The organism is Campylobacter sp. TJR-1 (genome assembly GCF_032840035.1).
Taxonomy (GTDB): Bacteria; Campylobacterota; Campylobacteria; order Campylobacterales; family Campylobacteraceae; genus Campylobacter; species Campylobacter fetus.
On sequence record NZ_JAWIZX010000003.1, the window covers coordinates 105899 to 132575 of the forward strand.

25 protein-coding genes are annotated in these 26677 nt (G+C 32.3%); 12 read left to right on the forward strand and 13 right to left on the reverse strand.

What is annotated here, in order from left to right:
* The first annotated feature begins 22 nt into the window (after window positions 1–22).
* The 5 genes from RVY88_RS03890 (at window position 23) to RVY88_RS03910 (ending at window position 4872) form a co-directional block, all read left to right on the forward strand.
* Window positions 23–703 carry a F0F1 ATP synthase subunit A gene (locus RVY88_RS03890; RefSeq protein ID WP_002849211.1) on the forward strand — a complete coding sequence of 227 codons (681 nt, stop codon included), beginning with the start codon at window positions 23–25 and terminating at the stop codon, window positions 701–703.
* Between the two features lie 194 nt (window positions 704–897).
* A complete protein-coding gene (locus RVY88_RS03895; protein WP_010402361.1) occupies window positions 898–1434 on the forward strand; it encodes a thiamine phosphate synthase in 537 nt (178 codons plus the stop codon).
* 56 nt (window positions 1435–1490) lie between these two features.
* Window positions 1491–2909 carry an Asp-tRNA(Asn)/Glu-tRNA(Gln) amidotransferase subunit GatB gene (gene gatB / locus RVY88_RS03900; protein ID WP_162167138.1) on the forward strand — a complete coding sequence of 473 codons (1419 nt, stop codon included), beginning with the start codon at window positions 1491–1493 and terminating at the stop codon, window positions 2907–2909.
* 11 nt (window positions 2910–2920) lie between these two features.
* Window positions 2921–3811 carry an NAD(P)H-dependent glycerol-3-phosphate dehydrogenase gene (locus RVY88_RS03905; protein WP_011731950.1) on the forward strand — a complete coding sequence of 297 codons (891 nt, stop codon included), beginning with the start codon at window positions 2921–2923 and terminating at the stop codon, window positions 3809–3811.
* Window positions 3808–4872, forward strand: coding sequence for a glycoside hydrolase family 3 N-terminal domain-containing protein (locus RVY88_RS03910; RefSeq protein WP_002849217.1), 1065 nt, complete (start codon window positions 3808–3810; stop codon window positions 4870–4872). Before RVY88_RS03905 ends, RVY88_RS03910 begins: the two co-directional genes overlap by 4 nt.
* Here RVY88_RS03910 and RVY88_RS03915 read toward each other — a convergent pair.
* The 13 genes from RVY88_RS03915 to murJ form a co-directional block, all read right to left on the reverse strand.
* Window positions 4867–5301: a hypothetical protein gene (locus tag RVY88_RS03915; protein ID WP_002849218.1), complete on the reverse strand. Its 435-nt coding sequence runs from the start codon at window positions 5299–5301 to the stop codon at window positions 4867–4869. The genes RVY88_RS03910 and RVY88_RS03915 overlap by 6 nt on opposite strands.
* A complete protein-coding gene (rarD, locus tag RVY88_RS03920) occupies window positions 5294–6166 on the reverse strand; it encodes an EamA family transporter RarD (protein ID WP_002849220.1) in 873 nt (290 codons plus the stop codon). The genes RVY88_RS03915 and rarD overlap by 8 nt, the downstream gene beginning before the upstream one ends.
* A gap of 11 nt (window positions 6167–6177) precedes the next feature.
* The gene (locus RVY88_RS03925) at window positions 6178–6924 is read right to left on the reverse strand and encodes an amino acid ABC transporter ATP-binding protein (protein WP_011731951.1); all 747 of its coding nucleotides are present in this window, start codon (window positions 6922–6924) and stop codon (window positions 6178–6180) included.
* Window positions 6925–6932: 8 nt separating this feature from the next.
* A complete protein-coding gene (locus RVY88_RS03930) occupies window positions 6933–7595 on the reverse strand; it encodes an amino acid ABC transporter permease (protein WP_034959632.1) in 663 nt (220 codons plus the stop codon).
* The gene (locus tag RVY88_RS03935) at window positions 7588–8346 is read right to left on the reverse strand and encodes a transporter substrate-binding domain-containing protein (RefSeq protein ID WP_011731953.1); all 759 of its coding nucleotides are present in this window, start codon (window positions 8344–8346) and stop codon (window positions 7588–7590) included. The genes RVY88_RS03930 and RVY88_RS03935 overlap by 8 nt, the downstream gene beginning before the upstream one ends.
* Window positions 8347–8464: 118 nt before the next feature.
* Window positions 8465–9010 carry a CDP-diacylglycerol--glycerol-3-phosphate 3-phosphatidyltransferase gene (gene pgsA, locus RVY88_RS03940; RefSeq protein WP_002849224.1) on the reverse strand — a complete coding sequence of 182 codons (546 nt, stop codon included), beginning with the start codon at window positions 9008–9010 and terminating at the stop codon, window positions 8465–8467.
* Window positions 9007–9795, reverse strand: coding sequence for an enoyl-ACP reductase (locus RVY88_RS03945; RefSeq protein WP_002849226.1), 789 nt, complete (start codon window positions 9793–9795; stop codon window positions 9007–9009). The genes pgsA and RVY88_RS03945 overlap by 4 nt, the downstream gene beginning before the upstream one ends.
* Window positions 9795–10688, reverse strand: a complete 894-nt coding sequence (gene dapA, locus RVY88_RS03950; protein WP_162167139.1) for a 4-hydroxy-tetrahydrodipicolinate synthase — start codon at window positions 10686–10688, stop codon at window positions 9795–9797. The genes RVY88_RS03945 and dapA overlap by 1 nt, the downstream gene beginning before the upstream one ends.
* Window positions 10685–11932 carry a M16 family metallopeptidase gene (locus RVY88_RS03955; protein ID WP_162167140.1) on the reverse strand — a complete coding sequence of 416 codons (1248 nt, stop codon included), beginning with the start codon at window positions 11930–11932 and terminating at the stop codon, window positions 10685–10687. The genes dapA and RVY88_RS03955 overlap by 4 nt, the downstream gene beginning before the upstream one ends.
* The gene (locus RVY88_RS03960; RefSeq protein ID WP_162167141.1) at window positions 11933–12991 is read right to left on the reverse strand and encodes a quinone-dependent dihydroorotate dehydrogenase; all 1059 of its coding nucleotides are present in this window, start codon (window positions 12989–12991) and stop codon (window positions 11933–11935) included. It lies immediately after the preceding gene.
* 51 nt (window positions 12992–13042) lie between these two features.
* Window positions 13043–14761, reverse strand: a complete 1719-nt coding sequence (locus tag RVY88_RS03965; RefSeq protein WP_162167142.1) for an ABC transporter ATP-binding protein — start codon at window positions 14759–14761, stop codon at window positions 13043–13045.
* A complete protein-coding gene (gene cysS / locus RVY88_RS03970) occupies window positions 14758–16137 on the reverse strand; it encodes a cysteine--tRNA ligase (RefSeq protein WP_038453305.1) in 1380 nt (459 codons plus the stop codon). The genes RVY88_RS03965 and cysS overlap by 4 nt, the downstream gene beginning before the upstream one ends.
* Window positions 16121–17521 carry a murein biosynthesis integral membrane protein MurJ gene (murJ, locus tag RVY88_RS03975; protein WP_011731957.1) on the reverse strand — a complete coding sequence of 467 codons (1401 nt, stop codon included), beginning with the start codon at window positions 17519–17521 and terminating at the stop codon, window positions 16121–16123. Before murJ ends, cysS begins: the two co-directional genes overlap by 17 nt.
* Before the next feature lie 357 nt (window positions 17522–17878).
* Here murJ and RVY88_RS03980 point away from each other — a divergent pair, with 357 nt between their 5' ends.
* The 7 genes from RVY88_RS03980 to RVY88_RS04010 all read left to right on the forward strand — a co-directional run bounded on the left by RVY88_RS03980 (window position 17879) and on the right by RVY88_RS04010 (window position 26676).
* The gene (locus tag RVY88_RS03980) at window positions 17879–19771 is read left to right on the forward strand and encodes a DEAD/DEAH box helicase (RefSeq protein ID WP_162167143.1); all 1893 of its coding nucleotides are present in this window, start codon (window positions 17879–17881) and stop codon (window positions 19769–19771) included.
* Window positions 19772–19903: 132 nt separating this feature from the next.
* A complete protein-coding gene (locus RVY88_RS03985; RefSeq protein ID WP_065844470.1) occupies window positions 19904–22792 on the forward strand; it encodes a DEAD/DEAH box helicase family protein in 2889 nt (962 codons plus the stop codon).
* Window positions 22782–24704 (forward strand): site-specific DNA-methyltransferase, encoded by a 1923-nt coding sequence (locus tag RVY88_RS03990; protein ID WP_162167144.1) that lies wholly within the window; start codon window positions 22782–22784, stop codon window positions 24702–24704. The genes RVY88_RS03985 and RVY88_RS03990 overlap by 11 nt, the downstream gene beginning before the upstream one ends.
* Before the next feature lie 13 nt (window positions 24705–24717).
* Window positions 24718–25077 (forward strand): hypothetical protein, encoded by a 360-nt coding sequence (locus tag RVY88_RS03995; protein ID WP_162167145.1) that lies wholly within the window; start codon window positions 24718–24720, stop codon window positions 25075–25077.
* Window positions 25078–25138: 61 nt separating this feature from the next.
* Window positions 25139–25564, forward strand: coding sequence for a hypothetical protein (locus tag RVY88_RS04000; protein ID WP_162167146.1), 426 nt, complete (start codon window positions 25139–25141; stop codon window positions 25562–25564).
* A 26-nt stretch (window positions 25565–25590) separates the two neighbouring features.
* Entirely contained in the window at window positions 25591–26025 is a 435-nt protein-coding gene (locus RVY88_RS04005) for a redoxin domain-containing protein (RefSeq protein WP_235600352.1), read from the forward strand.
* A 99-nt stretch (window positions 26026–26124) separates the two neighbouring features.
* Window positions 26125–26676, forward strand: a complete 552-nt coding sequence (locus RVY88_RS04010; protein WP_002849232.1) for a molybdopterin-guanine dinucleotide biosynthesis protein B — start codon at window positions 26125–26127, stop codon at window positions 26674–26676.
* Window position 26677: the final 1 nt, after the last annotated feature.

The following is a 26677-nucleotide window of genomic DNA, read 5'->3' on the forward strand; positions in this document are numbered from 1 at the left end:
AAATTTTAAATAAGGTTGTTTAATGAAGGAACTATTTCTCTTTTCAGATATGATTATGCATAGCCATACTTTTAACTATCTTTTTCATCTTATTTTAGTCGCTATTATCGTTCTTATAGTAGCAAAACTTGCTACAAGGTCTATGCAGCTTGTCCCTAGAGGATCGCAAAATCTTTTGGAGGCTTATTTGGAAGGTATAGTATCAATGGGACGCGACGTAATGGGTAGTGATGAATTAGCTAGGAAATATCTTCCGCTTGTTGCTACAATAGGTCTGATTGTTCTTACTAGTAACGTGATTGGTATTATTCCGGGATTCGAGGCTCCTAGTTCTAGTTTAAATTTAACCTTATGTCTGGCTCTTAGCGTATTTTTGTATTATAATTTTGAAGGTATCAGAACTCAAGGAATTATAAAATATTTTGCTCACTTTATGGGACCAAATAAAATTTTAGCTCCGCTTATGTTTCCTATAGAGATAGTTTCTCATCTTTCACGCATTGTTTCATTGTCATTTCGTCTTTTTGGAAATATCAAGGGCGATGATCTATTTTTAATGGTTGTACTTAGCCTTGCTCCATGGGTGGCTCCGCTTCCTGCATTCGCTCTTCTTACTTTTATGGCACTTCTTCAAACATTTATTTTTATGATTTTAACTTATGTTTATTTAGCAGGCGCTGTTGTTGTTAGTGAGGAGCATTAAGGATTTGATATCTTTTATTAGATATTTTTTACATTTTCTACTTGGAGCGTCTTGGGCTATAGCGGTTCTTGGTGCTCTTTATTCATTTTTTAATTTTCATCATATAGGTTATATTTTATCTTTATTTTACGGAGGGCTTTTTGGTATTATTTTAGCTCTGTTTTTTTATATTTTGATAGCATTATTTGAAGCAAATGTTAAGTTACGCAATAACAGATCCTAAATTATATTCAAATTTAAAAGATAGTTTTTTTAAATTTGAAAGACTTCAAACAGCTGATTTTATACTTTTTAGAGATAAAATTTGTAGCGATTATGTTAAGAAAGCTGAAATTTTTATGAGTTTAAAACCGAATTTCAAGGCTAAATTTATAATACACAACGATCTAAATTTAGCATTAAATTTAAAAGCCGACGGTATCCATTTTAGCTCAAATTTGATAGCGAATTTAAAAAATACTCCACAAAGTTTAATTAAATTCGCTAGTACACACAATGAAAAAGAGATAGAAGACGCTATAAAATTAGGCGCTGATTTTATAACTTTTAGCCCCATATTTTCGACCCCAAACAAAGGTGAACCAGTCGGCATAGAGACCCTAAAAAAAATCGTTTTAAATTCATCCGTTAAAGTATTTGGGCTTGGTGGTATAACTACTAAAAAGCATATAAAAATGGTGGAACTAGCAAAAGCCGCCGGATTTGCATCTATCAGATATTTTGCTAATTAAAAATTCAATAAATTTATGCTAAAATCACACAAATATAGATATAAAAAGGTAATTTTATGTTCGAGACCGTTATAGGATTAGAAGTCCATTGTCAGCTAAATACTAAAACAAAGATATTTTGCAGTTGTAGCACTAGTTTTGGCGATGAACCAAACACTCACGTATGCCCGACTTGTCTAGCACTTCCTGGAGCACTTCCGGTGTTAAATAAAGAAGCCGTAAAGAAAGCCATTAGCTTTGGTAAAGCCATAAATGCGACCGTAAATAAAAAAAGTGTCTTTGATAGAAAAAACTATTTTTATCCCGATCTTCCAAAAGCGTATCAAATTTCACAATTTACCATTCCTATCGTTGAAAAAGGTGAGCTTTTCATAAAAGTAGGCGGTGAAATAAAAAGAATAGGCATAACAAGAGCTCATCTTGAAGAAGACGCCGGTAAAAATAATCATGAAACAAACAAAAGTTTAGTAGACCTAAACCGTGCAGGAACTCCGCTTCTTGAGATAGTAAGCGAACCAGATCTTAGAAATAGCGATGAAGCAGTGGCGTATCTCAAAAAACTTCATAGTATACTTAGGTTTTTAAATATCAGCGACGCAAATATGCAAGAAGGCTCATTTCGTTGTGATGTAAATGTCAGCATACGTCCAAAAGGCGATGAAAAACTTTATACTAGAGTCGAGATAAAAAACCTAAATTCGTTTAAATTTATCCAAAAAGCCATAGAATATGAAGTAGAGCGCCAAATACTGTCTTGGGAAGATGGCAAATATGATGAAGAAGTTTATCAAGAAACAAGGCTTTTTGATACAAATAAGCTTGTTACAAAGTCGATGAGAAGTAAAGAAGATAGCGCCGAGTATCGTTATTTCCCAGATCCGGACCTGCTTCCTGTCATAATACCTGATAAGATGATGGAAGAAGCCAGTGTGTTGCCTGAACTTCCAGATGAAAAAAAGGCAAGATATGTAAAAGATCTTGGCATAAAAGAGAGTGATGCCGAAGTCATCATAAGTAGTTATGAGATGGCGAGATATTTTGAAGATCTTATAGAAGCAAAAAACTCACCGAAACTTGCCGTTACTTGGCTTTGTGTGGAGCTTTTAGGGCGTCTTAAAAACGGTGTTACGATAGAAACAAGTCCTGTTGATAGTAAAAAACTTTCAAATTTAATAAGTCGCATAGAAGACGGAACTATCAGTCAAAAAGCCGCAAAAGACGTGCTTGATTATGTTATGGAGCACGATGAAGATGTTAGTAGCGTTATAGAAAAACTCGGTCTTAAACAAGTCAGCGATGATTCGGCGATTTTGGCTATCATTGATAGCGTTTTATCTGCAAATAGCGATAAAGTAGCTGAGTTTAAAAGCGGAAAAGACAAGCTTTTTGGATTTTTCGTAGGTCAAGTTATGAAAGAAGGAAAAGGTGCATTTAACCCAAGCAAGGTAAATAACTTGTTAAAATCAAAACTTTAAGAGTCGTAAATATGAAAATAGCAGTGATAGGAGCCGGTAAGTGGGGACAGGCACTTTTTTTTGCTCTTAAGCAAAAAAATAATTGTGTTATAAGTTCTCGTACAAAAAGAGATTTGGAAGATTTTGTAAATTTAAAAGATGCTTTAGAATGCGAATATATCGTTTTTAGTATAGCTACGCAAAGTATTAAAGAGTTTTTAAATTTAAACTTTATTGATAAAAATCAAAAAATATTAGTTGCTTCAAAAGGTATAGAAACTAGTAGTTCTAAATTTATAGATGAGATATTTTGCGAATTTACCAGTTCTGAAAATTTAGCATTTTTAAGCGGTCCTAGCTTTGCTAGTGAAGTAACACAGAAATTGCCGTGTGCTTTGGTTATCAGTAGTCATAACGAAAATTTGGCAAAAATTTGGGCGGGCGCATTTCCAAATTTTATCAAAACATATATAAGCAGCGACGTTATAGGTAGTGAAATTTGCGGAGCTTATAAAAATGTTATCGCGATCGCAAGTGGAATTTGTGATGGTTTAATGCTTGGGAATAATGCAAGAGCAAGCTTGATATCGCGCGGACTTGTCGAGATGAGCCGTTTTGGCGAGTATTTCGGTGCTAAAAATGAGACATTTTTGGGGCTTAGTGGAGCCGGAGATCTATTTTTAACAGCTTCTAGTGTACTTTCAAGAAATTATAGAGTAGGGCTTGGACTTGCAAAAGGAATGCCTATTCATGAAATTTTAAAAGAGCTTGGAGAGGTTGCAGAGGGCGTACCTACAGCCTATGCTATCACAAGAATCGCAAATGAAAAGTCGATTTATACGCCGATCGCAGCTGAAGTTTGTGCTATGCTAAATGGAAAAAATGTTAAAGAATCACTCAAGGATTTATTAAAAAGAAAATGAAAAAATTAATTATATTTTTTGCTAGCGTTTATTTGTTGTTTGGTGCTTCAAATGATGAAGCAGAGCTTAAAAAGATGATAGGTCAAATGATTATGATAGGATTTAGCCACTCAAGCGCAAATGATAGTTGGACTGATCAACTTGTACTTGATGCAGGTTTTGGTCGTATAGGCGGAGTTATGCTTCTTGCTAGAAATATCAGCACAAAAGACGAGCTTATCAAACTTACGAAAAAATTATCTTCATCAAAATCAAAACACAAGCTTCTCATTGCTATCGACGAGGAGGGCGGAAAAGTCAGTAGATTTATAAATAAAGACGGCTTTAAGCATTTTCCATCGGCCTACGAAGTCGGTAGCAAGATGAATTTAAATAAAGCCGGTATCATATACAAAGATATGGCAGATCAGTTAAAAAACCTTGGAATCAATATGAACTTTGCTCCCGTCGTCGATGTTTATAATCCAAACTCATCTATAATAGGACAAAAAAATAGAGCATTCAGTAAAAATCCTGATGAAGTTATAGCATATAGTAGCGAGTTTATAAAATCATTTGACAAGGCAAACATAAAAACTGTGCTAAAACATTTTCCTGGCCATGGAAATGCTATCAAAGATACTCATAAAGAAAAAACAGTTGTGGATAACTACGATTTTGATGAATTAAAGCCGTATTTTGAGTTGATAAAACGAGGTCAAGCAAGTTTCATCATGGTAGCTCACGTGTATATACCAAATTTAGATGATAAAAATCCGGCGGTTTTGTCAAAACATATAGTAAGCGATATCTTAAAAAATCGTTTTAAATTTAAAGGTGCAGTTATGAGCGACGATCTTCTTATGAAAGGTCTTGGCGAGCTTAGCATAGAACAAAAAGTCGTAAGAGCGATAAATGCCGGAGTGGATATAGTTTTGGTTAGTGAGTATTTTTTAAATAACTCAAACTCTATAAAAATAATAAATGACGCGATATTAAATGCGGTAAATAGCGGCAAGATAAGCAAAGAGCGTATAAAGGACGCCTATACAAGGATACTTAGATCAAAAGAAGGTTTATGAGCTTAATTTATCAAATTCAGCTTTTAAATCGTCTTTTATTTTTTGGCTTACATTTTCTGCATCTTTTAAATTTGAAATAACAAAATCGTCTATTTTGCTTAAAAAATTAAAAAGTTTTTCTTCCCAAACTGCTTTATCTTTTGTGTTTGTATTCATAGTTTGTAAAAAAACGAGTTCTTTGCTAAAATTGCTTAACATCTCTAAACAAGTATCTTTACTAGCACTATCATTTATATTTCCATCGGTTACTAACTCTCTAAGCCATGAGATTTTTTCATCTATGGCATTACAAAAGCTATCATAATATGATAAATTTGGATTTAACTCATCTTTTTCTATCTTTTTTGTTAGTTTGTTGATTTGTGAATTTAAAATAGCTGCGATTATCATCACCACAATGGCTATTAATATAATATCTTGTTCACCCATTTTTTCTCCATAATCCACTGATACCAGCTATTACTAAGCTAATCCAGATCAAAATAAAACTGATAAGCTTGTAGCTATCAAGAGTCTCATTATACACAAAAATAGCAATCAAAAGGCTTAAACTAGGGCTTATATACTGCAAAAATCCTATTGTAGATAGTTTTAGGTATTTTGTTGATGCGTTGAAGGTTAATAGAGGTATTATGGTAACAAATCCGCTTAAAAATAGTAATAATCCATTTAGTTCAAATCCAAATTTACTATTTGAGTTTAATCCAAGATATGAAATATACGCTATAGCTATCGGTACTAAAAGAAGCGTTTCTATAAAAAGCCCTTCAAAAGTCGGAATGCTTACTTTCTTGCGAATAAGTCCGTATAATGCAAAAGACAATGGCAATATAAGAGATATAAAAGGCAAGCTTCCAAGTGCGTAAATTTGAATGCATATAGCAAAAAATACGATTAAAATAGATATTTTTAACGTTGTACTTAGTTTTTCTTTTAAAATTATCGCTCCAAGAAGTATGGAAAAAAGAGGATTTATAAAATATCCAAGACTTGTTGCTAAGATTTGATTTTGATTTACTGCATATATGAAAATTCCCCAATTTGAAGCTATCAAAATTCCGGTTATAAATAGAGTCAAAGCGACTTTTTTTATCTTTAGAAGTCGTTTTACATTAATGATTTTATTTCTAAATTTAAGTAAAATAAAAAGTATGATTGCAGACCAGATTATGCGGTGAGCTAATATTTCTATCGCTCCTACTGAATCTATAAATTTAAAAAATATAGGAAATACGCCCCACATCGCAAAGGTGCTGATACCTAAAATCAACCCCTTTTTATCGTTTATGCTCACTTTTAGCCTTATTAATTAGCGCTTAGATTTCCTAAAAACCTAAGTATCCTAGGATTTTTTTGATTCTCAAAGAACTCTTTTGGATTTTCTATAGTGATTATTTCACCGCCTTCTAGAAACATTATTTTATTTGCTACATCTTTTGCAAAGTTTAGTTCATGAGTTACTAATACCATGGTTTGTTTCTCTTTTGCAAGCAGTTTTAAAGTATTTAATACCTCTCCAACAAGCTCTTTATCTAGTGCGCTGGTCGGTTCATCAAGAAGCAAAATATCCGGATTTAAGGCGACTGCTCTTGCTATAGCTACTCTTTGTTGTTGACCTCCGCTTAGTGAGCTTGGGTATAAATTTATTTTATCGCTAAGTCCGACTTTTTTAATAATTTCAAGAGCTATATGCTCAGCTTCGTCTCTATGTATTTTTTGTACGACAATGAGTCCTTCGGTGACATTTTCAAGAGCTGTTTTATGCGGAAAAAGATTATAAGACTGAAATACCATACCCATTTTTCTTCTAAGTTTTAATATATCTTTTTTATCGATATGCTCACTAAAATCAAGATTTAAAGATCCATCGCAAAAGCTTAAAGTACCATTATTAGGCATCTCTAAGTAATTAAGACACCTAAGAAGAGTAGTTTTTCCGCTTCCACTCGGTCCTATAATGGCTAAAATATCTCCCGTATCTACATGAAAACTAATATCTTTTAAGATATGATTATTTTTTATAAATTTATTTAAATTTTTAATGTCTAGCATATTTCCACCTATAAATGTTTGCTGAATTTAATCTCAAGTTTTGTTTGTAAATAGCCTAAAAATATGCATATGACCCAATATATTAATGCGGCTTCTGAATAAGTAAGTAAAAACTCATAATTTTGAGAAGCTATAGTTTGAGCCTCTCTAAATAACTCAGCTACGAGCACTACTGATGCTAAAGAGCTGTCTTTTACAAGGCTAATAAATGTATTTGAGAGTGTTGGCAAAGCTATTTTAAATGCTTGCGGAGCTATTATTTTTGTAAATGTATCAAAGTTGTTCATACCTATGCTCCAACCAGCTTCCCACTGTCCTTTTGGAACTGCTAAAATGCTAGCTCTTATAGTTTCACTAGAGTATGCACCAATATTTAAGCTAAAAGCTATAATTGAGCTTATAAACGGATTTAAAGTTATACCTATATTCGGTAGTCCATAAAATATGATGAAAAGTTGTACGAGAAGAGGAGTTCCTCTTATTATTGATATATAAAATGCACAGATATATTTTAAAATAGTTGTGAGTAAATTTTTACTTGAATCGATTCTTATAAGGGCTACCATGATACCGATGCTAATACCTAAGATAAAGGATATTAGGCTAAGAGGAATGGTGTATTGCACCGCTCCTCTTATCATAGGTAAGAATGATTCTATATAACTATTCACTTACGTCAATCCCAAAATATTTTTCAGATATTTTTTTGAGAGTTCCGTCTTTTTTCATTGTATCAAGAGCAATATTTATTTTGTCTCTAGCATCTGTTAACTCTTTTTTAAATAAAAACACGCTTTTAGTTCCTTCACCTGTGGTAAATGCTATTTTTACATTTGCATCGTTTGTGGTTTTTAAGTAGTTTAAGATAGCAAGTTTATCGTTCATAGTGCCATCTGCTCTACCTTGACTAACAGCTTTTATGGCAGGTGCAAGATTATCTACTAAAACGATATTTGCTCCATTGGCAACTGCTGTATCATAGTATGCGCTACCTATGGCTTGCGCTATTTTAGTACCGTTTATATCTTTTAAGCTTTTTATAGTATCGTTATTCGCTCTTACTGCTATTGCCGCAGATGTCACTATATAAGGATTGCTAAGAGTATAAAGTTCAGCTCTTTTTGGATTGTTATCGCTTATTTGATTTGCTATCATATCGAAACGATTTGAATTCAGTCCAGAAAATATAGCATCCCAGTTGGTTTCATAAAATTCCGGTTTAAATCCGGCTCTTTTAGCTGCTTCTTCTATAACTTCTACATCATATCCTACTAGTTTACCACTGTTATCGTGATAAGTAAATGGACTATATGTTCCTTCTGTGCCTATCCTTAGTACCGGTGCATCGTTTTTATCGCTATTTGCACTGCTGCAACCTATAAAAATCAATGCCGCGAACATAAGGCTAAGTATTTTTTTCATTTTTTATCCTTTTATTATATTTTTGTTATACTATCCAAAATAAATAAATATGTCAAGTTATCATATATATGTTTTAAACTACTATATATCAGTAATAAAAGGATAAAATATAGTAAAACTATATTCTTTTAATATGCTTTGTATACGCATAGATATATTCATATCCAGAGTATAAAGTAAGAGCCACAGCAACCCACAATAAAATTGCCCCACCCCACCACTGCATAGTTATAAATCCTATAGCTATCATCTGAAATATCGTTTTTATTTTACCTGCTAGAGATGCACTTATATCGATGTTTTCGGTTGCCATTACTACCCGAAATCCTGTTATAAAAAACTCTCTAACAAGTATAAGATATACAGCCCAAGGACTTGCTCTATCTACCATCATAAGGCCTAAAAAAGCAGCTAAAATAAGCATTTTATCTGCTAAAGGATCTAGTATTGCTCCTAATTTTGTTTTTTGATTCCAATTTCTAGCGATATACCCATCAAAAAAATCAGTAATACTTGCTATAACAAAGATAAGAGCGCAAAAATAATTTAACCAGCTTATGTACGCAAAATTACTTTGAGTTTCTATTTGCAATAGCAAAAAAAATAGTAACGGTGCAAGAATAATTCTAAGTAGTGCTAGAGAATTTGGAAGGTTAAGACTCATTTAAAAGTTGTACCGCCATCTATTATAAAGGTATGCCCTGTCACCCAACTAGCTTTTGAGCTACATAGAAATAGACATGCTCCAGCAAGATCTGTCGGTTGACCCATTCTACCAAGCGGACTTAATGCGGCCGTGGCGTCTCTAACTTCTTCATAATTTGTAAAAGCTCTTAAAGCGTCAGTTTCTATAGGACCTCCGCTTACTACGTTTACGCGGATATTTTTATCTCCAAGTTCGGTCGCTGCGTATCTTGCCATAGCTTCTACCGCTGCTTTTGCGGTTCCATGACCGCTGTAGTGTTCTATATAAACCAAATTTCCAGTTGAGCTAAGGCTTATAACGCTTCCGCTGCCGACTTTTTCCATCCTTTTTGCCGCTTCTTGCGTTCCGCAGACAAAAGCATTAACGGTTGCGGTGAATATATTGTTTATACCGCGAGGTTTTAATTTCATAAATTTAGTATATCCACCAGCTACTGCTCTACCTGAGATTATAGCGTTTGATATGAAAAAATCAACTCTATCGAAATCCTCGTCTATTTGTAAAAATAGCTCTTTATATGTTTCAGGCTCTAATATATTTAACGCATATGCTCTGCTTTTTATATTAAACTCTTTTTCTAGCTCACATGCTTGTTTTTCAGCCATTTCTTTATTTGAATTATACGTAAATGCTATATTTGCTCCGGCTTTTGCAAACTCTAAAACAATAGCTCTACCGATTCCTCTAGTTCCACCGCTTATTACTAATGTTTTGCCTTTAAACTCATCATTATAACAACTCATTAAAATCCTTTTATATCATAACTTTTCATAGTTTCTTCAATCTTTTTAAGATTATCTACACTTGGGTTGTAAAGCGGAAGTCTATATTCTAAAGTGCCTATAAGGCCTGCTATGAACATAGCTGCTTTTATTGGTATAGGATTACTTTCGCAAAACATTATTTTATTTATATTATAAAGTCTATCATTTATCTCTTTTGCTTTTAAAAACTCATTATCAAGTGCGTAGTGAGTAAGTGCTGCGGTTTGATCTGGAAGTAAATTTGAAGTAACAGATATAACGCCTTTACCGCCATTGCTTAAAATAGGATAGTTTATCGCATCTTCACCGCTTAAAACATAAAGTTTTGGCTCGTGAGCTAGTAGATCAACACATCTATCTATGCTTCCGCTTGCTTCTTTAACTCCGTAAATATTTTCACAGTCGTTAAATAGCCTAATAACGGTTTCAGGAAGTATATCGCATCCGGTACGACCAGGAACATTATATAGCAGCACAGGTATTTTTACCGAGTTTGCTATATTTTTATAATGAAGATAAAGCCCTTCTTGAGTTGGTTTGTTATAATACGGAGCTACAGAAAGTATACCGCCGGCTCCATGAGCTTCTGCAAACTCAGCCAAATCCACTGCTTCATGAGTAGCGTTGCTTCCTGCTCCGGCTAGAACTTTTACTTTTGTATTTTTACAAGTTTCTACGGCTATTTCTATACAAATTCTATGTTCATCGTGAGTTAAAGTGGCACTTTCCCCAGTAGTTCCTACTGGCACAATAGCGTCAATACCATTTTTGATCTGTCTTTTGATGAGCTTTTCATAGCCTGCTTCATCTAGTTTTCCATTTTTGAATGGAGTTATAAGAGCCGTCATAGCCCCAAAAATGGCTTTTTTCATTTTGTTCCTTTCAAGATTATCGTTGTTGAATTTTTACTTACAAAATATTTTTTTGCTATTTTTTGTACGTCTGAACTAGTTAGAGATTCGGTTTTATTTTGCAAATCATAAAGAGGAGTTATATCTCCTCTTGCTATATAACTTCCGTATAAATTTGCAAGTTTGCTAGCACTATCTAAAGAGTAGATGAAATCTGATTTCAACGAGTTTTTTATTTTTATCAATTCTTCATCTTCTACGAGATCTTGTTTTATCTGTTTTATTAAATTTAATAACTCTTTTTGTACCTGTTTGGCTTTAACATCAGGATTGCAAATTGCTATAAATATAAACAATCCATCATCTACGCAGTCCATAGGATAAGCATAAATTTGATTTACTAAATTTAGCTCATCTATGAGTTTTTTTTGTAAAAGTGAGCTTTTACCGCTGCTTAGATAATCTGAAATAGCAGATAGCCCAACTTGATCTTCATGGTTAAATGGCGGAATTTTATATGCTATGGCTACCATTTCCACGTCACTTTGTTTGCATAAAACTACCTCTTTTTTACCGTTTTGCTCCGGCTCTTTAAAATAGAAATTAGGTATATCTTTACCGTTTTTTATATGTTCAAAATGTTTTTTTGATATATCGAAAGCCGTTTGCTCATCTATATCTCCAGTTATCATTAAAAATGCATTTTTTGGTTGATAATATGTTTGCCAAAATGCTTTTATATCATCTATGCTCCAGTTTTGTATATCTGTAAAAAATCCTATCGGAGTCCAATGATACGGGTGATAGATAAAGGCATTATTAAATAGTCTAAAATATAAAAATCCGATTGGATCGTTATCTGTCCTCCATCTTCTTTCTTCTAAAACCACATCTCTTTCTGGTAAAAACTCTTCATTTTTTAAATTTAAGTTTTCCATTATGTCTGAGTATAGCTCTAGCGATTTATCTAAGTTTTGATTTGAACATTTTATAAAGTAATGAGTATAGTCAAATCCCGTACTTGCGTTATTTACTCCGCCAAAACCTTTTACTATTTCATCGAATTCTCCAGCTTTTCTATTTTTTGTAGATTTAAAATTTAGATGCTCTAACATATGGGCGATTCCACTTTTTCCCATAGTTTCATTTCGGCTTCCGACTTTATAAAACAGATCTATACTAATAACGTTTGAGCCTAAATTTAAAGGCGTATGATACACTTCAAGACCATTATTTAGTGTTATTTTACTGAATTTTGGTAGCATTTATTTCCTTAAATTAGCGCCGATTGCTTGAGATATATTCTCAAATCCATCATCTGTTAAAAGATTAACTAATTCTTTATTTATATTTTTGCAGATAGATGGACCTTCAAATATAAAACTTGTATAAATTTGAACTAAACTCGCTCCCATTTTTATACGCTCATAAGCTTCTTTTGCATTGTCTATACCTCCGCAGCTTATAAGAATTGTTTTGCCAAAAAGCTCTTTTGCTATGTTCTTAAACATCTCTTTGCTTTTTTGAGTTATTAAAGCTCCGCTTAAGCCGCCAAAGTTTTTTGCATTACTGCTTAATGAATAATCTATACTAGTATTGTTTACAATAATCGCGTCTATGCCCAAATTCGCAGCATTTAAGCATATTTGTATAGCTTTATCCTCTTTTATATCCGGAGATATTTTTAATATAGTAGGTTTATTAGTAAGCGGTTTTATTATCTCAAATAGTTCTGTTATAAATTTATCTTCTTGCAAATCTCTTAAATTCGGAGTATTCGGCGAACTTAAATTTAAAACAAAAGCATCGCAAAATCCGCTAAGTTCGCGTACTAAAAGTTCGTAATCTTTTATAGCCTCTTCATTTGGAGTAATCTTGTTTTTTCCTATATTTGCAAATAACGGCACGGCAAACGGATAGAGTTTTTCTACTCGTTTTTTTATCTTATCTACTCCATCATTATTAAATCCCATAGCATTTTGTATACTTTTTTCTTCTATGAGTCTAAAAAGACGCGGTTTTGGGTTTCCTGGTTGCGGTTTTGGAGTTAGCGTACCATACTCTAAATATCCAAATCCAAGAGCCAATAGAGCTCTTAACATAGTTGCATTTTTATCGAATCCACCGGCGAGTCCAACTGGATTTAAGAAATTTAACCCAAATATATTTTGTGACAATTTTGTATCTGTATAACAAAATTTATCTACTAGATAATCTGCCGCAAACGGCAAATTTGCAGCTGTTCTTAAGCCGCATTCGGCTATTTTATGGGCAGTTTCTGGGTCTAGTTTGAAAAACAGTTTTTTAATATCTCTATAATCCATAGCCTTCCTTTAAAATCAACAATTTTAGCCAATGTAACCTTAAAATTACCATTAACTAAGGCTCCCGAGCTTCAATTTCTTATATACTTCACACTCATTTTCTAAAGTTTTATCATCTCCAAATCCTACTATTTTGCCGTTATCTAAAACAGCGATTTTATCGGCATTTTTTACCGTGCTTAATCTATGTGCTATTACAAATATTATTTTATCTTTGCTAAGTGTTTCTATGGCATTTGTTATCTCTTTTTCGCTTTCATTATCTAAAGCGCTCGTAGCTTCATCAAATATTAAAATTTGCGGATTTTTATACAAAGCTCTTGCTATTGCTATTCTTTGTCTTTGACCGCCGCTTAAATTTGCTCCGAATTCATCTAAGATAGTGTAAATTCCGTTGTCTAATTTATCTACAAAGTTATAAGCATTTGCCGTTTTAAGAGCGCAAACTACTTTTTTCTCATCAATTTCACCGCTATAAGCTACATTTGCAGCGACGCTCTCATTGAATATATAAACTCTTTGAGTTACTAAACCTATGTTTTGTCTGAGACTTTTTAAGCTAAACTCGCAAATATCGTTTTCATTTATGAGAATGCTACCGCTGTTTGCATCGTAAAATCGCATTAATAAATTTATAAGTGAAGTTTTACCGCCTCCGCTGCTACCTACAATCGCTATCATTTGACCTTTATTTACTTTTAAACTTATTCCTTTTAGCACTTTTTTATCGTTATAACTAAAGTGTATATCTTGTAATGTTATAGAATTTATCGTTTTAGGAAACTCTAAATTTCCACCTATAATGCTAGCGCTTCTATCAAGAAGCTCAAATGTTCTTTCACTAGCCGCTACTGCATCTTGCATTTTATTATATAGACTTGATATACGTTTTATCGGTGTATAAAGCATAAAAAGCGCAGTTAAAAACGAGAAAAAACTTCCTACTGTTATAGTTCCGTCTATAACTTGTTTGCCGCCGATGATTATGACTACAGCAACTCCTATAGAGCCTAATGTTTCCATCATTGGACTCACCAACTCGTTTACTTTTACGCTTTTTAAATTTAACCTAAAAAACTTCTCGTTATGTTCATCAAATCTTTTTAACTCTTTATTTTCTGCATTATTTGCTTTTACTATTTCGATATTTGAAAAAATTTCACTTAGAACTGAACTTATGTCGCTTGTTTTTTCTTGAGATTTGTGTGATATTTTTTTCATTTTTTTTGCAAGTCTAGATAAGGGATAGATGGCTATAGGAAATATAACAAGAGCAAAAACAGCCAAAGTAGGGCTTTGGTAAATAACTACTACTAGCAGCCCGATGATCGTTATAAACTCTCTTGTAAGCTCAGGTATCATAGATGATACTATGCTTCTTATGCGTTCTATGTCGCTTGTGTTTCTGCTTATTAGCTCGCCTGTTCTAAATTTATTAAAAAAGCTCATGTCGAGAATTAGCAGATTATCAAGGAGTTTTTGTCTAAATCTTTTTACCATATCTTGGCCGATATATGCTGTAAAGTATGCTTGAAGATATGTTCCAAGGCTCTTTAAAAAATAAATAGCAATAATAGCATAAGGAAGCAGATATAACAGACTTTCGTTTTTTTCTACAAAAATTTTATCTAAAACAGGCTTTACTAAATATGCCGAAACCGCAGTGCCCACGCTTGCCATGATCATTCCTATTATGGCTAACGCAAATTGCGGTATATAGTCTTTAAAATACGGAATGAACCGTTTAAATACATCTTTTACTCCGTTCATACTTTCTCCCACATTGTGCCGTTTGGAGTATCCATTATAGATATATCCATATTTGTTAATTTATCTCTTATCTGATCGGCAAGTATAAAGTTTTTATCTTTTTTTGCCATATTTCTTTGATCTATGAGAACTGAAATTTCTTGTTTTAAACTATCATCTACACCCCATTGAAACCATTTGAACTCATCGATATATAGTATTCCAAGAAGCTCTTTTACAAATTCCAAATTAGAAACCAAAATCTGTTTAAAATCTCTGTTTTTAGGCTCGTTATCTAGTTTTGCGTTTGCGTTATTTACCATTTCATCAAGTATCGCAAGAGCCACCGAGATATTCAAATCATCGCTCATAGCATCTAAAATATCTTTTTTAAATTTAGCATCTGTCTTACTGGCTTTAACTCCTATCAATCTTTTTTTTAGACGGTAAATTTTATCAAGTCTTTTTTTGCTGGATTTTAGATCATCTATATCGTAGTTGAAATTTGCTCTGTAATGACTGCTCATCAGATAAAACCGCAAAGCTTCGCCAGGAACTAGCTCAAGTGCATCTTTTATAAAAAATGAATTTCCGAGGCTTTTGCTCATTTTTTCATTATTTATTTGCACAAAACCGTTATGCATCCAGTATTTAGCGAGATTTTTATTATAAGCGCATCTGCACTGAGCGGCCTCGTTTTCATGATGCGGAAAAAGTAGATCTGCACCTCCGGCGTGGATATCTATTTCAAACTCACAGCTTCCACAAAAATGGTCTTTTATCATCGCTACACATTCGCTGTGCCAGCCCGGTCTTCCACGTCCAAATGGACTATCATACCAATTTTCATCAAATTTCCATAATACAAAATCCTTTTCATCTTTTTTTTCATCTTTTGAGGCTACTCTTGCTATTAAATTTTCGTCTTTTCTACCGCTTAAGCTAAGGTATTTATCGTCTTTACTAGTATCAAAGTAGATGCCGTCATCTATTCTATACGCCCAGCCATCTTCAAATAAAGTTTTTATATAATTTATAATAGAAGTTAAACTTGTAGTAGCTTTTGGCTCTATATCCGCATCTGCGACGTTTAGAGCGTACATATCGGCTTTGTATCTGCTTATATAATGATTTGTTATATCCTCTAAACTTTTACCGGTTTGGCTCATTTTTTTTAGTATTTTATCATCTATATCCGTGAAATTTTTTATAAATTTAACTTTATATCCAAGAGATTTTAAGGTGCGGCGAAGTAGATCAAAGCTTATGCTGCTTTTTGCGTGACCTAAGTGAGCGTCATCATATACCGTAGGCCCGCAGACATATATATTTGCTTCATCTTCTCTAATCGGTTTAAATTCAACCTTTTGTTTTAAAACGCTATCGTAAATAATCATAAATAAATTCCTTAAAATATATGATAAAAAAAGTAAAAACTATACCGCTAAAAATAGTTATAAGAGTTTTTTTACTAAGGATTATATCTAAAAAGTTTTTAAATCCAAAAATGAAAATAACATAAACTAGCAAGAATAATCCAGAAGCAGACCCGGCAAGCGCTAATCCCATTGCGCCAAGCGGTTTAAATAAAATTAAGCTTAATATTACGTTTAAAATAAGCGAATAAATTGAAATTTTTGCGGCTATTTTTTGTTTCATGTTCGCATATAACCAGAGTGAAAATAGTTTATAAAGCCCAAAAGGTATAAGCCCTAACATATACATTTGTAGGACTTTTGCGGCTTCTATCGTATTGTTTGCATTGAACTCGCCTCTTTGAAAAAGTAGCCAGATAATTTCTCTAGCTAAAACTATTCCGCCAATAGTAGAAAATATAAGTAAGAAAAATAGTATATGAAAGCTTTTTGCTAATAAGTCATGAGCATTTTTAGTGCTATTTGCTTTGATCTGTTTTGAAATTTTTGGAAATATCGCAGTTGATAATGCAATTGCAAAAAGCGCAAGAGGAAGCTGAAAAATTCGGTTTGCATAGTAAAGATAACTGATGCTCCCAGCCATTAAGAAGCTAGCTATAAACGTGCTTATAAAATCGCTTAGTTGGTTTGCGCTGCTGCCTACTACTCCTTGAGAAAAATTTGCCCAAAATCCTTTGCTGGAAGCTCTTTTTCCTTTTATGAATTTAAATATTCCAAGATTTAACAATTTTATCAAATTCAGTTTTTTTAAAGCTATAATATGAGTTATCACTTGCAAAATACCTCCCGCCACAACTCCCCAACTGAGATAATATACTATGTCGCTTTGAGGTAAATTATTTGCTAGAAGCAGAGCAGTTATCATCGATAAATTTAGAAGTGCAGTACTAAAAGCTGTAGTGCTAAAGTGGTTTTTATACTGTAAAACAGATGCAAATAACGTAACTATAAATATACAAATCAGATACCAAAAGTTAATTCTTACAAGAGGAACAGCTAAATTTATACTATTTTCATCAAACCCGTAAGCTAAAATTTTTGTTACAAACGGTGCAAAAATCATAACTCCTAGCGTAAGAACAAGCATAGTTGAGCTAAATTTTAAAAGAATCTCTGCTAAAAATAGACCTTTATTAGATACTTTTACGAAATTAGGCAAAAATGCTTGAGTAAAAGCTCCTTCTCCAAAAAGTCGTCTAAATAGATTCGGAAGTTTAAAAGCGACAAAAAATATATCGCTCCAGACACTTGCTCCAAGTGCATTTGCAGTCATTAGATCTCTTATAAGCCCAAGAACACGAGAAACCAAAATTCCAAAGCTATTTGTAAAAAAGTATTTTAGCATAGACTCCGCCAGAAAAATATTGTTATTGTGAATAATAAATGAAAATTTTGCTTATTATATCTTTGGTTTGCTAAATTCGGTATTTAAATTTACTCTAATTTAAAGTCAAATTTATAAAAAATCATAAATTTTTACTTAAATTTAAAAATATTTCGAATATTTTGCTATAATAAGTCTTGTTTTTAAGTATAATTAAAGCAAAATATACAAAAGAGTTTTTTGACTGACGACAATTCAATAATTCCACACTAGATGATTGCTTTTTGATATTCTCTTTATATTTTAGTTTTATAAGATCAAACTTATTTTTACAAATTTTTAAGGCTTTAGCCTTTAACACAAAAGGAATAAATTTTTATGTTATTTTCAGATTTCGATCTCAGCTCTGCTATATTAGAAGCATTAAAAGAGCTAAATTACGACGCTCCTACGCAGATCCAACAAGTCGCGATACCTGCTATAATGCAAGGAAAAGATATCTTAGCAGGAGCTAGGACAGGCGCGGGAAAAACTGCTGCATTTGCGCTACCTATATTAGAAAAATTATCGTCAAAAGAACGCAACAAAAAGCGTCCTCAAACTCGTGTTTTAGTGCTTGTTCCTACAAGAGAACTTGCAAATCAAGTCACGCAAAACATCAAATCTTACGCGAAAAAGTTACCGTTTAAAACTTTGCCAGTATTTGGCGGAGTTAGCTCTTACCCACAAATTCAAGCTTTAAAAAGTGGTATAGATATCGTAGTGGCGACTCCTGGCAGACTTTTGGATCTTGCTTTGCAAAATGCTTTAAGCTTAGAGCATATCGATACGCTAGTATTTGACGAGGCTGATCGTATGTTTGATATGGGATTTATCCACGATATCAAACAAATAGTAAAAATGCTTCCTGAAAAAAGACAAAATTTACTATTTTCCGCGACGTATCCAAGTGAGGTTATGTCGCTTTGTAATTCTATGCTAAAAGATCCTTTGCGTATCCAAATAGAAGAGCAAAACAGCACTGCTTTAAATATCATACAACGCGTGATTTTAGTAGATCGAGATAAAAAAATGGAGCTTTTAAACGAGGTTTTTGGAGTGGAGAGCATAGATCAAGCTTTGGTTTTTACTCGTACCAAAAGAAGTGCGGATAAATGTTCGTCTTATCTACATACTTTAGGCTTTAGCGTAGCTGCTTTGCATGGAGATAAAAGTCAAAGCGTGCGTTCAAAAACACTTGAGAAATTTAAAAACGGTAAAATAAAAATTCTTGTAGCAACGGATATAGCAGCGCGCGGATTAGACATAAAAGAACTTCCGTTTGTTATAAATTTAGAGCTTCCAAATGTGCCTGAGGATTATGTTCATAGGATAGGTAGAACAGGACGCGCCGGAAATGATGGCGTTGCGATATCTTTGGTTTGCGTTGATGAGTTTAAGTTTTTAATCGATATTGAAAAATTGATCGATAAAAAACTAATAAGAGAAAGCTTTAGCGGATTTGAAGCCGATCTAAGAGTAAAACCTCAGCCTATCAGACGTGGACAAAATATGAACAAAATCTCAGAACGAGATGACAGAAACGGAAATAAAATAGATAAAAAAGAGAGAAAGCCAAGAGAGTTTAATAGCGATAAAAAAGACGAGTCAAAACGCGGTAGAAATAGAGATGATTTTAAGGGTGAATTTAGGGACAGACCAAAAAAAGACGAAAAAAGAAAATTTGATGATAAGAGATCTAAATTCGGCTTTGATAAAGACTTTGGCACAGATGAGCGCGAGACGAAAAAAGATGGCGATTTTAAACGTAAATTTAAAAAAGACGAGTCAAAACGCGAATACAGAAGAGATGGTGTCAAGAGTGAATTTTCAAAAGACAAAAAGGAATTTTCTAAAAATAGTCGCGCAAAAGATTCAAATAGTAGTTTTGATGGCGAAGCAAAAAGAGAATTCAAATTTAAAAAAGACGATAAAAAATTTGGCGAGAAAAAGCCTTTTGGAGATAAAAAGAAATCTTTCGGAGATAAAAAATCTTTTGATGACAAAGACAAAAAATTTAGCGGCGAAAAGAAATTTAGCTCTGATAAAAAGCCTAGAAGTAGTGACAAAAGTTCTGATGAAAAATATTCTGGTAATAAATTTAGCCCGAAAAAGAAATTTGGAAGTGACAAACCAGACAGAGGCGATAAATTTACTAAAGACGCTCCAAAGCCAAGAGCTTCAAGCAGACCACGCAAACCACAATCTGATAAAAAATCCACTACAAAATAGATATTCTATAGCGATTTAACCAAATTTAGCATTATGAAAATAGTGCTAAATTTATCTATTTTCAATTAAAATACAAGAAAACTATTATAGAATAACAAGTTGTATTTTTATTATATTTTTTAAGGTTTTAAGATGATTTTTGAGCGACAAGATTTTCAACAAGAGTGTATAAATAATATTATAAGCATTCTTCAAGATTTTAATTTTAAAGAGCAAAATAATCTTAAAGACTGTCTTAAACATTTTTACGAAAATTACCCATTACCTTATAAAACTACTAGTGATAAACTAAATTTAGATATCCTTATGGAAACAGGGACTGGTAAAACATTTACGTATTTGAATTTAATATTTGAACTAAATAAGCATTATAAACAGAATAAATTCATCATTTTTGTGCCTAGAAAAGCTATTTTAGAATCGGTAAAACAAAATATTAAGCTTACACAAGATTATTTTTATAATATTTATAAGACATATCTTAAAACATACATTTATAGCGATACAAATAGTAAATCTTCTATCATAAATCATTATATAAAAAATGAAGATGAATTATCTGTTTTGATTCTTACAAATAGTGCGATAGATAAAAAAGATAATATCTTAAATCGCAGACAAGAAAGCTTATTTAACAATGGAACGATATTTGAAAATATTATAAACTTAAAGCCTATTTCTATTATCGATGAGCCACATCTTTTAAAGGGTGATAAATTTAGTGCCAATTTTTCTAAATTAAATACGCTTTATTTTAGATTTGGTGCGACCTTTCCAAGTGAAGATGAGTTTAAACTCTCAAACGTAGCTTACATCCTTGATAGCGTCAGTGCTTTTAAAAACTATCTTGTAAAGCAGATAAAAGTAAGCCAAATAACAAGCACAGACGATGATCTTGCTTTGTTAGAATCCAACACCAAAGATAAAAAAGCTATATTTTCTTATTTTGTTTCAGGAATAGACAAAAAAATTACTTTGCATTATGGTGATGATTTGGGATTGATTAATTCTAAATTTAGCGGCGTAACTCTCCAAAAAGTTACTAAAAACAAAGCCCATTTAAGTGATGGTAATGTTGTAGAAACCAAATCCTCTTATAGATTGAGCCAAGAAGAGATAACAAATTTGCTAAAAGTGTCTATAGACTTGCATTTTGAAAAAGAAGAGCTTTTGTTTGCCAAAAATATCAAGGCATTGAGTCTATTTTTTATCCCAAATATAGATGATTTTAGAGGTAAAAATCCATTTATCAAAACTAAATTTGAAGAGCTATACAAGAAAAAAAGAGAAGAAATTTTAAAGCAAAATTTAAGTGATGAGTACAGGGCTTATCTTATGCGTGATTTTGATGATAATCAAAATTTGTGCGTTCATCAAGGATATTTTAGCGGTGATGCTAAGCCAAGCAAAGGCGAAAAAGGAACAGACAAAGAGAGTCAAGAAGCAAGAGATATAAGACTTATCTTAGAAGAAAAAGAAAAACTTATTAGTTTTAATACTTCTTTGCGTTTTATATTCAGCGTTTGGGCATTGCAAGAAGGCTGGGACAATCCAAATATATTTACTCTCACAAAGCTTGCAAGCAGCTCAAGCGATATCAGTCGCCACCAGCAAGTTGGTCGTGGGCTAAGACTTTGTGTGAATGCAAGCGGCAAGAGAGTGACACACAGCTTTATAAATTACAATGATGCTTTGTTCTATGACATTAACTCAATTGATATGATAATAAGTGGATCTGAACGAAGCTATATACAAGGCTTACAAGATGAAATCAAAAATTCCAGCTTTAGCTTCAATGGTAGCATTTTGTATGAAAATATTCTTAATGTATTTGAGTTAAATTCAAGGCAAAAAAATAGATTTTTTACTGATTTGGAAAATGATGGAATTTTGGAATTTGATGAAGAAAATGACCGCTACAATATCATTTCGCCAATTTATGAGTATATGAAAGAAAATCAAAGCTTAAAAGAGCTTTTAAAAGATAAATTTGATCCTATCTTAGAAGTTTTTAAAGACTCGTCAAATAAAACAAGCCAAATCATAAATAAAAACCTAAGCTCAAAAAATATAAAAATCAAAAATCATCTTGCTAAAGAGTTTAAAGAGCTTTGGCAAACCATAAATAAAAAGTCTAAAATCATATATAAAAACATAAAAACTGATGAGCTTATAAAATCAGTAGTAAATAAATTTAACCATATAAAATTAGATCCAAATTTTATCTATTTAGAGACTAAAAAATATGACGCTCAAAACAACAAAATCATCACAGAAAACACCCAAACAATAGATAAAATAACCTATAGAGATATAAGAATAATAGAGCTTTTAAAAGATTTTTGTATTACTTATAAATTGCCGATAAATTTTTGTATTAAAATTTATGATAAATTAAATAAGAGCAGTATTAAAAATAATCCTAAAAAAGCATTTGAACTATTAAAAGATATTATAAAAGATAGTTTGCACACTAGTCTTATATCTTCAGTCTCTTATGAATTTAGCCAAAACCAGTTTTCAAATTTGGCTCTAGAAGACGCCTTATATGAAAGCTCAGGCGAGCCTAAAAGTAGCATAGAACAACACAAATTAGGCAGATACATCACAAAAGATAAAAACCCAAGTAGTGCTTACTTATACGAAACGGCAGTTTGGGACTCAAGGCTAGAAGAAGAAGTCATCTTAGAAGATATCCAAAGTGTGGAAAACTCTGAAATCAGCATTTTTGCAAAACTTCCTAAATTTAGCATTCCAACGCCTTTTAAAGACTATGAGCCTGATTTTGCTTATTTGTTAAAAGATAAAAATGGCAAAAAGATATTTTTTATTTGTGAAACAAAAGGCTACGACAAAAAAGAAGATATTCCACCAAACGAACAAAAAAAGATAGATTACGCTAAAAAATTCTTTGAAAGTTTAGAAGGTAGTTTAAAAGATATAAAAGTTAGTTTTAAAACACGCATAAACAAGCAAAGCTTAGTAGAAATTTTACAAGAGGTATTAAAAAATGATAGATAAAAAAAATATCAAAGAAGCAAATATTATAGAGCCTATAAAAGACGGGCTTTACGACACTTTAAAAAGCAAATTTCCTCAAACCATAAATAGCGATGGAGCAGTAAATTTTGACGCTATAAAGATGCTTTTAGGTATCGGAGTAAAAGAAAACATTAAAGGCTATGAGTTAAACTGGATAGGCAAAGGTCTTGCAAATGCACTTTATAATACACCTTGCGATAAAGAGCTCAAATTTGAGCCAACCAAAAGCAAAGATATAGACACAACGCAAAATGTCATCATCAGAGGCGATAATCTTGACGCTCTTAAGCTACTCAAATCAGCCTATTATGAAAAAGTAAAAATGATCTACATAGATCCACCATATAACACCAAAAATGAAAATTTTATCTATCCAGATGATTTTAGGAGAGATTACAAGCAAATTTGCATAGAAACCGAACTTATCAAGATAGAAGTAGATGAATTTGGCAATGAAACAGAGGTGCCAAGTGAAGCTATGAATTTTTTTACTAGCGCAACAAACACCAAAAGCCATAGCGGTTGGCTTAGTTTTATGTTGCCACGCCTTAAGCTTGCTAGAGATCTACTCCGTGATGATGGCGTGATATTTATAAGTATAGATGATAACGAACAAGCAAATTTAAAAATCCTTTGTGATGAGATTTTTGGGGAAGAGAATTTCGTAGCGTGTCTGCCAAGAGTAACCAAAAAAGCAGGTAAATCTACAAATAAAATTGCTTTAAACCACGATTATTTATTGTGCTATGGACAATGCGAATTAAGTCAAGTTGAAGTAGATGAAAAAGAATACAAAGAAAAAGATGAATTTTTTGATGAGAGGGGCGGTTATAAATTAAATCAAACGCTAGATTATAATTCTTTGCAATATAGCAAAACTATGGATTATGAAATTAAAATAGATTATAAATTATTTTATGCTGGAAGCGATAAGGCTTTATTTGAAGAAAGAGCAAAAGGAAATCACAATAGAATTGATTGGGTTTGGAGATGGAGCAAGGATAAGTTTGACTTTGGCTTAGAAAATGGCTTTATAGAAATAAGAAATAATCGTATTTACACAAAAACTTATTATAAATGTAAAATAAGTGATAAAAAGCCTTATAAAATAGAATATTTTGATAGAACAAAAAATGTTTCTAGTTTAGAATTTATAGATAACAAATATTCTAATGATAACGCAAATAAAAATTTACAAAGCATTTTTGAGCAAAAGAATATTTTTGATTACTCAAAAAGTGTTGAAATGGTAAAATTTTTAATTACACAAGCGTGTTGTCCTACAAATGGCGACATTATCCTTGATTTTTTTGCTGGTAGTGGCACAACCGCTCACGCTGTGATGGAACAAAACGCCATTGATGGCGGAAATCGCAAATTTATCTTAGTTCAGCTTGATGAGAAAATTGATGAAAAAAAGAGCAAAACCGCTTTTGACTTTTGTAAAAATGAGCTAAAAAGCATTAGTCCAAATATCAGCGATATTACGATTGAAAGAGTAAAAAGAGCAGGTGAGAAAATAGAAGCAAAAACGAAAAATTTGGATTTAGGATTTTGCGTGTATGATATGACTAGCAAAGAAGATATCGTGCAAGTAGGTGATGAGCTAACCTTGTATCAAAACCTAGAGCTTAGCCCGCAAGATAGAGCTTTAAATTTAGCTCTTCAAAGTGGAAAAACGCTTGATCTAAAGTTTAAAGAAATTTGCAAAAACAAGCTTTATAAATCAAGTAACGTTTACTATATAATAGGCTTTGATGATGAGGTGATAAAAAGCTTAGAAGAGACCACGGATGAGTTGGTTTTTATGAGTGGATATAGTGATATAAGCTTAGAAAGTTTTTTAAATTTGCAAAGCATTTTAAAAGATAGATTAAATGTAGTGTATTAAAAAAGGAGATGTTTTGGAAAATTTTTTTGAATTAACAACGAGAGAACATTATATGGGTTCTAGAAATGAGATACTTGGAGTAGATTTAGAAAAAAATCCAGAGAATTTGGATGAATTTATTAATAGCTCTATGGTACTTAATAAAATGAGTAAAAAAGATCATTATATAACTAATCTATATAAAAACGGTGCTTGTCTTATTTATAAAGATATGATGGAAAATAGTGGATTGATAATAAAAATAGCAGAAGTAGAAGAAAAAAATATTATATCTTCTATGTATCCATTTTTTAATAATATAGGACTTATCTATAGAGCAGAAATTTATAATATATATTTGGACAGATGGCGTAAATGCACAAATATGTTTTGAAATAGCTGATCATAGCATAGAATTTTTAGATACAAATTTTTTATCTCAAAGAGAAAAATATATGCCAAATAAAGAGTTTCGAGCTAAAATTTATGGTGTTGCTTTTTTGGCTTGTAGACTAAAAGATGAAGAGATAACTTTCGATATCAAAACTGATGAACAAGCTAGGGTATTTGAGAAAAAAATAGGTGAAAGTTTTACCTTGCACACTAATGAGATGAGAAGTTGTATTTGTGGAGATGAAAATGTAAGCGATATAGATGAGTATACTATCACAGGTAGAGTTAATGCTATAAGAAAAATAACTTTAGATTTTTGTGGTACTGAAGCTTTTATATGTAGCGTTGATTGTATCACTGTGAATTCGAGTGAATTTATGGATATGGAAATTCTTATAACAAAAGATATTTGGAAAGAAGAAAATCCACCGCAAATTGATAGTTTTATTTCTGTTAAGATATATTTTGCCGGGGAAATCTTGGATTGATTGAATTTATAGTAAAGGAGGCTAAATTGATAAATTTACCAAAAAATTGCGTAGTTTTTACATATCCAAAAATGGGAAAAAATGGAGAGTTCTTACCTGATGAGCTAAAAAATTTAGCTGGGCTTACTGGATGTACAAATCAGTGTAAAGCTTATCAGCAAAATTTAAATTTGATAAAAAATATCGGCTTCGAACTTGTCGCCATTAGCTCACAAAGCCAGAGTGAAATAAGCGAATTTAAGAATTCTTTAGGACTTGATTTTAAGCTTATTAGTGATCCAAATTTTAAACTTGAAGGTGAGCTAAATTTAAAAACATTTCAAACTCTTAACGGTAAAAAATTTTACCATCGTCAAACTTTGATATTTAACAACTGTAGTCTTATAAAACGTTTTGATTTTGTAGAAAATCCGCAAAATGATGTAAAAAACGTAATAGAAGTTTTAAACAGCATAGATTAAATTTGATACTCTAAAAATAGCCAAAATTTATATTTTAAGAAATGTTTAGCTAAAATATATCCCAAAATTTAACAAGGATATCTTATAAAACGTTTAGCTGTGGCAGTTTCTGGCAGAAGCGGAAGCGGTAAAACTACGCTCATCGCAAAGATAGCAAGCAAGCTCATAGAACAGGGCTACAAAGTAGCTATCACAAAGCATGATCCAGGCGATAAGTCTAAATTTGACAAAGAGGGCAAAGATAGTTATCTTTTTAGTTCGCTTGGCGCAGACGTTGCAGTAGTAAGTCCAAAACGCACTACCGTGCTTTTGCAAAGCGGACTTTTTGGGGGAGATGAGCGCGTAGGCTCAGAGGCTCACGACAACAAAACAGAGGAATTCTCGCCTAGCAAAACAGAGTGTGAGAATGACCTAAAGAAGCTTATAAGCTATTTTGGCGAGTTTGATTATCTTATAGTCGAGGGGCTTAAGTTTATCCCATTGCCTCGCATAAGCGTATTTAGGGATGAGGTTGATGATAGATATAAGTCATTTAGTGATGCTTACGCTACAAATTTAGACGGTTTTGCTAATGGGAATAAGCCTAAATTTGGACTTGACGATATAGAAAATATCATAAAATGGATAGATAATAATGCAAAAAGGGTATAAA